General features: G+C 62.9%; 1 protein-coding gene and 1 pseudogene. Both read left to right on the top strand.

From position 1 onward, the window contains the following. The coding region (locus A3754_RS01050) for a TlpA disulfide reductase family protein (protein ID WP_156496657.1) at positions 1-447 on the top strand (447 nt) is incomplete at its 5' end. Beyond that, positions 444-658: pseudogene (locus tag A3754_RS01045) on the top strand (thiol:disulfide interchange protein DsbG); the annotation flags it as partial. The gene A3754_RS01050 and the pseudogene A3754_RS01045, both read left to right, overlap by 4 nt.

Genomic DNA, 658 nt, shown 5'->3' with positions numbered 1-658 from the left:
GCCGCACTGGAAGCCCTGTCGCCAACGCCCAGCCCGTTACCGGAGGTCACCCTGTACAATCTGCAAGGGGACGCCACCACGCTGAAAGCGGCATCCAGCGGGGTAACGCTGGTAAACCTGTGGGCCACCTGGTGCCCACCGTGCCGGCGGGAAATGCCTGTGCTTGAGGCCGGGCAGCAGCGCTACCCCGGGGTGCGCTTTATTCTTGCCAATCAGGGGGAGAACCCCCATCAGGTCCGCCAGTACCTCACCGAAGGGCAGCTCCACTTTGAGCACCTGTTACTGGATCCACATGCGGATCTGGGTCGCTATGCGGGCAACCGTGGCCTGCCGCTAACCCTTTTGTTCGATCAGCAGGGCCAGGAAGTCGGGCGCCATTTTGGCCCCCTCTCCGACGCCAGCCTGCATCACTTTCTTAGCCAACACCTTCCGGGAGACACTCCATGATCAAACCTGCTGCCTTGCTGCTCACCCTGCTGATGCCCCTGATCGGCCAGGCCGACGACGGCCCCTCCATGGACAGCCTGCTGGCCAAGCTGGAAGCCAGCACCTGGGTAGCGGAAGGCCCACAGCAGCCGCAACGAGTGGCTTATGTGTTCACGGATATGGCCTGCCCCTACTGCGCCCGGTTGTGGGAAAACATGCAGCCCATGATCGA

The organism is Alcanivorax sp. HI0083 (assembly GCF_001635175.1).
The sequence above is the reverse complement of the archived record's forward strand: the minus strand, read 5'-3'. Positions and strand labels throughout refer to the sequence as shown.